The organism is Bacillus sp. 7894-2 (assembly GCF_002272225.1).
Classification (GTDB): domain Bacteria; phylum Bacillota; class Bacilli; order Bacillales; family Cytobacillaceae; genus Cytobacillus.
The window spans coordinates 1-7,335 of record NZ_NPDG01000107.1; the positions used below are offsets into that span (position 1 = coordinate 1).

7 protein-coding genes and 1 riboswitch are annotated in these 7,335 nt (G+C 39.3%); of the genes, 4 read left to right on the forward strand and 3 right to left on the reverse strand.

The window, feature by feature from the left end; genetic code table 11:
* Nucleotides 1–49: 49 nt before the first annotated feature.
* From CHI10_RS16280 to CHI10_RS16290, 3 genes are all read right to left on the reverse strand, one after another.
* Complete coding sequence (locus CHI10_RS16280; protein ID WP_095245279.1) at nucleotides 50–1,213, reverse strand: endonuclease; 1,164 nt, start codon at nucleotides 1,211–1,213, stop codon at nucleotides 50–52.
* Nucleotides 1,214–1,410: 197 nt separating this feature from the next.
* Nucleotides 1,411–2,421, reverse strand: coding sequence for a serine hydrolase domain-containing protein (locus CHI10_RS16285; RefSeq protein ID WP_095245280.1), 1,011 nt, complete (start codon nucleotides 2,419–2,421; stop codon nucleotides 1,411–1,413).
* Between the two features lie 134 nt (nucleotides 2,422–2,555).
* Nucleotides 2,556–3,011, reverse strand: a complete 456-nt coding sequence (locus CHI10_RS16290) for a GNAT family N-acetyltransferase (protein WP_095245281.1) — start codon at nucleotides 3,009–3,011, stop codon at nucleotides 2,556–2,558.
* 106 nt (nucleotides 3,012–3,117) lie between these two features.
* Here CHI10_RS16290 and CHI10_RS16295 point away from each other — a divergent pair, with 106 nt between their 5' ends.
* The 4 genes from CHI10_RS16295 (at nucleotide 3,118) to CHI10_RS16310 (ending at nucleotide 7,238) form a co-directional block, all read left to right on the forward strand.
* Complete coding sequence (locus tag CHI10_RS16295; protein ID WP_095245282.1) at nucleotides 3,118–3,642, forward strand: GNAT family N-acetyltransferase; 525 nt, start codon at nucleotides 3,118–3,120, stop codon at nucleotides 3,640–3,642.
* A 107-nt stretch (nucleotides 3,643–3,749) separates the two neighbouring features.
* Nucleotides 3,750–3,894: riboswitch (cyclic di-AMP (ydaO/yuaA leader) on the forward strand.
* Between the two features lie 149 nt (nucleotides 3,895–4,043).
* A complete protein-coding gene (locus CHI10_RS16300; RefSeq protein WP_095245283.1) occupies nucleotides 4,044–5,267 on the forward strand; it encodes a dicarboxylate/amino acid:cation symporter in 1,224 nt (407 codons plus the stop codon).
* 165 nt (nucleotides 5,268–5,432) lie between these two features.
* The gene (locus CHI10_RS16305) at nucleotides 5,433–5,804 is read left to right on the forward strand and encodes a MerR family transcriptional regulator (RefSeq protein ID WP_095245284.1); all 372 of its coding nucleotides are present in this window, start codon (nucleotides 5,433–5,435) and stop codon (nucleotides 5,802–5,804) included.
* A 123-nt stretch (nucleotides 5,805–5,927) separates the two neighbouring features.
* Nucleotides 5,928–7,238 carry a hemolysin family protein gene (locus CHI10_RS16310; protein ID WP_095245285.1) on the forward strand — a complete coding sequence of 437 codons (1,311 nt, stop codon included), beginning with the start codon at nucleotides 5,928–5,930 and terminating at the stop codon, nucleotides 7,236–7,238.
* The last annotated feature ends 97 nt before the right edge of the window (nucleotides 7,239–7,335 follow it).

The window sequence follows — 7,335 nt, forward strand, 5'->3', positions numbered from 1 at the left end:
CAGCCATTATAAAAAAGCACTCCCTTTAAAGAAAGTGCTTTTCCTAAAGTTATTCCCAAATCGCAGATGCCCACTCGGGATGGTCTATAAACGGATTGCGGTTATGCTGGTAATCAGAGTAGATGATTTCGTTTCTTCTCCGTTCTTTATCATCGACTGGATCTTCCTTATGCCATTCAAGCAGGATAGACATTTTGCCATGATAAGGAGCAGAACCGTTATTTACTGCATTGTTTAGCTCCAGATCCACTTCTCCGCTGTCTCCTTCATAGCGGACAGCCATATAAAACAGCATTCGGGCTACATCGCCTTTTATGGCATCCCTTGGTTCCCAGGAATCTGAGTCATAGTAATTTCCAAGTGCTTCAGAATGCTGGGAGCCACCATTATCAAAATCAAGATTTCCTCTTGAACTATTTACAGAAGCATCTGTTGGCCGCAAATGATGAAGGTCAGTTCCCGCCCCCATCGCTGTGCCAAAATCTCCGTGCGATTTAGCCCACACATGTTCCCTGTTCCAATCATTGACCCCGGATCCATTGGTGAATTTGCCCTGAGAACGGCCGGTATATAAAAGGATGACGTTAGTCGGATTAGCCGGATCTTCGTCTGTTTCACGAAGAGCTTCCCATACATTGGAATAGGAAATTTCAGTATGGTCATCAATGATGTTATGAAGAGCAGATTTTAAAGATTCACCTGTTTTTCCATTTGCAGCATCATAATATCCTCCAGGTCCGGGATCCGGGTCAGATGTACCGCCGCCATCCTGCTCAAAAGCTGTTCCGTCCTTAAGTCCCGGATGAGAAAAATAGGCAGTCAGTTTCCCGCTTATCTTAACTTTCTTTCCCATCAGCGTTGGGTTCGATTTCAGACCAAAGCTTGAGCGAAAGGAGGATGGGATTTGAACATAAAGCATCTTTGCCGTGCTGGTCTCTGATGGACTATCCGCCAGCGCTAAGGCATAGTCATTTGGAAACCCGCTGGTGATAACCGTATTGGTTGCAGTCGGCTGTCCTACCACATAGCCTTGAACAGTTTTAGCAGTGTTATTTTGAGCATTGATACCCTGTGAAACCGAATAAGGTGATGACCAGGAGCCATCTCCCGCAGCTGCCCTTGTTATTGAATCTTGAATGGGCTGCATTACAACGAGAATGGCAGCAAATAGAATAAGCGATAACAGCAGACCTTTTCTCTTACGATTCAGCATTCATTCGCCTCCATAATGTTTTGAAATGACTTAGAATAATCAGAAAAGACACGATCAACTCCCAGTATAAATGAACACCTTCGGCCATAGCATGGGGTATTGGTCCCGAAATTTACTATTTTACAAAACTTAACATTAAATTTATACAACCGCTTCCTTTAATCAAAACAAACTCTAGATACAAAAACTGCACGTTTCTAAAGATCTTTTTCTATCTCTTCCATTATTGTAAAGGGCCCATATGATTTATTTGATGTCACCGCAATGGTTATTTCGCTTTGTGGATAATAGGCAGAATGAAAGCTGACACCCGGGTCATAGCCCATGAGGTGATACTTGAAAATAACTTCGTTTTTCTTGATGATCCATAAACCGTAGCCGTAATACTCATTCTCATCTGCTTGAACATGCGGGGTCATAAGCTTTTCAGTATACTCCTCGCTTATAAGCTTAGACGTACACAATGCTTCCCAAAATAAGATCATATCCTGAGCAGTAACATAGGCTCCTCCATCAGAACCGCCTCTGACGGGCAATGAATAAATATTGGTTCTCCATGTCCCATCCTCTTCATTATCTATATAACCAATTGCTGTATTCTCAGGGAGACTGTCGAATCGGAAATAGTCTGAATTCTTCATTCCACATGGTTCAAAAATATGAGACTGGATATAATCCTGGAAACTCAGTCCAGTCATCTTCTCTATTATTAATCCCAATAGTATATATCCGGCATTATTATAATGGAATTTCTCCCCCGGCTTAAACATCATTTTTTTATTTTGGAACATAGGAAGAAAGTCTCTAAGATGATTCAATAGGTACATTGGCCTTTCTTTCCACAGCTCTTCAAAATCATCCATAACTGATTCATCAAAATAGTCAGGCACCCCAGATGAATGGGTTAACAGATGATGAATCGTAATAGTCTCATCAAAGAAAGGAAAAACATTCTCCAATACATCATTAAGCCTTGTTTCGAATGATAGGATTCCCTTCTCGACTAATTGACAAATGCCTACCGCCGTAAAAATTTTACATCCTGAGGCGATGCCAAACCTGGTACCTGGATTATTGGGGGTTTCATTTGCTCTATCTGCATACCCTTCTGCTAGTTGAAGGAGATTATTCTCCTTTTCTTTCATAAGTACAACACCAGAAAAACCAACATTATTAATTACAGAACGTAACTTTTTATCAATTAACATGAGTACTCCCCTTTTGGTATCTTTCCAATGACATGAAGCAATAGCGGACAATAGCGGACTCTATAAAAATATATCATAATTTTCCATATTTTTTGTAAAAAAGAGCGATCCTTCATATCAGAAGAACCGCTAAATCAATTCGATAAATATTTTTCAAAAGCAGAAATAGTCAGTGATTCATTTATGTCAATTTTTTCAACCTCTCTAAATCCATTCTTCAGATAAAATGCGACAGCTGGAGTATTCTTGGAGCCGGTTGTGACAACCATTTTTTTTATCATCTGCCTCCGTTCAATGAAGTTCAGCAGCTTTTGTGCAATTCCCTTCCTAAAATGTTCAGGATGTACAATCAGTCTGTGAATATCTAAAATATCATTCTTCTCTTTAAAGGAAATCGCACCGCATAATTTTTCTACAATAAAGTACCCAAAGAAGGTCTCTCCGGTAATTTGCAGAGTAGCAGCAGTATCTTTCAAAGGCGGTAAATCAGGACATCCAATGATTTCAGCCTCAATTTTATACGCAGGCAGCTGCACGCTTAGAACCTGCTCAGCGGCTGTTCGGTCTTTAATATTTATTTCCTTAATCATGATAGTCCCCTTTTTTCATATAAAATTTCTCTATCGAAAAAAAATCCCCTCTTTTTTTGGACGAATGAGTCCCTTCCAATATAAAATGATTTAGGGGGTGAATTAGATGAATCTAAAATATGAAGTGATAACAGAAAACAATATCAGCCTTTGCCGGGATTTATGCAATGAGCTGATGGCTTTCCAGAAATCAAAGGCACATATAACACCTGAGCGTTTTGACAGCATGAATTTTGAAACAAGGATGGTTCCATCCGTAAATTCTGCTATACATAATTTTATTGTAATTGTTAAGGACGATGAAAAAGTCGTGGGTTATGTCTATTCCAATGTTTCTCCTAAGGAAGCCTACTCAAATGATTTCGCCACTTTTTTTGATTTATCTACTGTTAAAAAAGACAATGTGGGCTGCCTTTCCCAATTCTTTATTAAAGAAGGCTACCGGCAATACGGAATTGGTTCAGTTCTTTTTAACATGTCGATGGAATGGTTAAGTCAATTTAATGATGTAGAAGATTATTTTATTTATGTATCAAATGGGAATACAGAGGCCCTTAAATTTTATACACGTAACGGGTTTACGATTAGCCACGATATTTTGGACGGATTTATAACAGTTTTGCGAAAATAGGATTGTTTTCTCATAATACAATTATTATTATCTTAATAATAGATTTTTGGAAACAAAAGTGCTGTTTACAACTTTCTTAATTATTTGTTATTATATTAAAAAAAACATAATAATTTTCGCTTAATCTTAATTGAGCGGGGGAACCAATTGTACTTTTTTAAAAAAGTACCTGGGGTGAATCCTTTTATAGGTAGGGTACTCTCAAGACCCGAACCCGACAGCTAACCTCGTAAGCGTGTTGAGAGGGAAACACTGCATATATGCACAGTGGGTATACCTCTGTGTTTTTTTGTTGCCTTTTTTAAGTTAGATTTATGTTTTTTGGGGGTAATATAGGGAAGGACATTATTTTTCGTGTCTTTATTTTACATTTTTTTACATCATTCATTGGAGGAACGCGTATGAAATTATCTACTAAAATTATTATTGCTTTGATCGCAGGGGGAATAACAGGACTCCTGATTAATTTGTTTGCCCCTGGAATATTTCCTGAGCTTGATAAGTTTTTGTTTACACCGCTTGGAAAAATCTTTTTAAACCTGATTAACATGCTGGTTGTCCCGATTGTCTTCTTTTCTATTGCTCTTGGTACAGCTGGGCTTGGTGATCCAAAGAAATTAGGAAGAATAGGTGTCAAAACGATATCGTACTTTTTAGTTACTACCAGTATTGCAATAATCATAGGATTAGCATTAGCATCCATTATCCAGCCGGGAAATGTTGGCGAATTTGACGTAACAAACGTGGAGTATGAATCTAAAGAAGCTCCACCTGTCTCTGAAACCTTATTAAATATTATTCCAACCAATCCGGTGAAAGCCTTCACAGAAGGAAATATGCTGCAGATCATCACGTTCTCTATTTTCGTCGGCTTTGCCTTAACAATGCTAGGCAATAAAACGAAAGGTATTTTAAACCTGATTGAACAGGGCAATGACATAATGATGTACCTTGTCAATCTGGTTATGAAATTTGCGCCATATGGAACATTCGGACTTATTGTTTCTGCTGTTGGAAGCCAGGGTCTAAGCGCCATTAAAGCAATGGGACTTTATATGATCGTTGTTCTTGCAGCATTATTTATTCACGCGATCTTAACCTATGGAGGTTCTATTGCTTTACTTGCAAAGAAAAACCCGATTTGGTTCTTTAAAGGTTTTGCACCGGCAATGGGAGTTGCATTCAGTACTTCAAGCAGTAATGCAACGCTGCCGATTTCCATGAATACTGCCCAAAAGAATCTGAAAGTTCCTGAACCAATCAGCAGCTTTGTCCAGCCGCTGGGTGCGACTATAAACATGGATGGAACAGCCATCATGCAGGGTGTTGCTACTATATTTATCGCACAGGTATATAATGTGGATTTATCACTCACACAGCTTATCACGGTTGTGCTTACGGCAGTTCTTGCCAGCGTTGGTACTGCAGGTGTGCCTGGTGTCGGTCTGATCATGCTTGCGATGGTTCTTAACTCAGTTAACCTGCCGGTTGAAGGTATCGCATTAATTATCGGTATTGACCGTCTGCTTGATATGACGCGAACAGCTGTCAATATTACTGGCGACGCGGCATGTGCAGTTATTGTCGCAGAAACAGAAGCAAAGAAAGAGACTGTTAAAGCCTGATCACAAAATAACACCGGTTATCCGGTGTTATTTTTTTCGCAGCTCCCCTGCTGCTTCATTCAAATTCATTGATTTTCTATGATAGTTTAGTATAATGAGATTCATAACCATCACGTAACAGTTTGGAGGGAACCTCATGGGGCTGAGAAGTTAAGAATAGGAGAATTGGCTGAAAAAGCAAAGGTTACAAAGCGAACGATTGATTATTATACTTCTCTGGGTCTTTTAGAAGCTGAACGTTCACCTTCAAATTATCGCTATTATGACTTTTCCTCCATCGAACGTATTGCTTTTATCGAGAAATGTAAAGCGGATGGTTTGTCACTCGAGGAAATCAAGAAAAAAGTCATCAGCCATTTTTCCGAAGAGGTAGATGTTCTTGAGCTAAGGCTAAAAATTCAGGATCTGGAGGAGGATGTGACGAAAGCACTTTCACAGCTGAAAAAATCAGATCCGGAAAAATATGAATACGTTAAAAAAAATATTTCACATGAAAGCTTATCATTAATTCAGTCACTGCTTTTATTGCTGAACTGATGTCGGTTTTTTGATTTTTGGAGCATTATGGATATCTGTTTGGGCACAATTTAAGTAGTGAACTTATTTAGTATTATTACCATTTTAGGAGGTGTATGTCTTACTTTTTAGTAAGACTGCTTGTTGACAACCATAAATTTATTACTGATTGCATTATTAATAGCATTAACCGCATTCTTTGTAGCAACTGAGTTTGCGATTGTAAAGGTCCGTGTATCCCGAATTGATCAGCTGATTGCTGAAGGGAATAAAAGGGCTATGGCGGCAAAGAGAGTCGTTTCGCATCTGGATGAGTATCTATCGGCCTGTCAATTGGGGATTACCATCACCGCATTAGGTCTCGGGTGGCTTGGTGAACCTACGGTTGAAAAGTTATTGCATCCGTTATTTGAAAGGTTTGAAATAGCAGAGTCCCTTACCCATATTTTATCTTTTGGTATTGCCTTTGCTTTAGTCACCTTCCTGCATGTCGTTGTAGGAGAGCTTGCACCAAAAACAGTTGCCATTCAAAAAGCGGAAGCAGTTACGATGGCATTCGCAGCGCCGATAATCTGGTTCTATCGAGTGATGTTTCCCTTCATTTGGTTCTTAAATGGATCAGCACGTGTACTCGTTGGCCTATTTGGTTTAAAGCCTGCTTCTGAGCATGAAATGGCCCATTCTGAAGAAGAACTTCGCATCCTTTTATCAGAGAGTTATAAAAGCGGTGAAATCAATAAAAATGAACTTAAGTATGTGAACAATATCTTTGAATTTGATGAAAGAATTGCTAAAGAAATCATGGTTCCGCGTACGGAGATGATTACAATTGCTTCGGATCATACACTGGCAGAAATCATGGAAACCATCCAAACAGAAAATTACACCCGATACCCTGTTGAAGATGGAGATAAAGACAATATCCGCGGGTTTATTAATGTAAAAGAATTTCTGACAGCCAGTCTTACAGACAAGATTACACCGGAGAACCTTGATTTAGACTCCTTTGTTAATCCGGTCATCCATGTCATTGAAAGCATTCCCATTCATGACCTGCTTGTCAAAATGCAGAAAGAACGAATCCATATTGCCATTTTAATGGATGAATATGGCGGAACTTCCGGTTTGGTGACGGTTGAAGACATTCTTGAAGAAATAGTCGGCGAGATTCGTGATGAATTTGATGAGGATGAAGTTCCTGAAATACGAAAGCTGAACGATGATCATTATATCCTGGATTCCAAGCTTCTTATAGAAGATGTCAATAATCTGCTTGGCACAGATTTTGATCATGAAGACGTGGATACCATTGGCGGCTGGTTCCTTACACAGCATATGGAAGCAGAGATAGGAACAGAGATTGATGCGGATGGATTTACATTTAAAGTCCACGAAAAAGATGGTCACCAGCTTCATTATCTGGAGGTTTTCAAAAGCAAGCCCCAGTTAGCCTAAGAAAAAAACGGCGGCTCCGATCTCGGCAGCCGCCATTTTTGTGTCTGGTATAAAGTGAAACTTCAATTAGCGGGGAGTGCTTTTCTCCATGCTGATT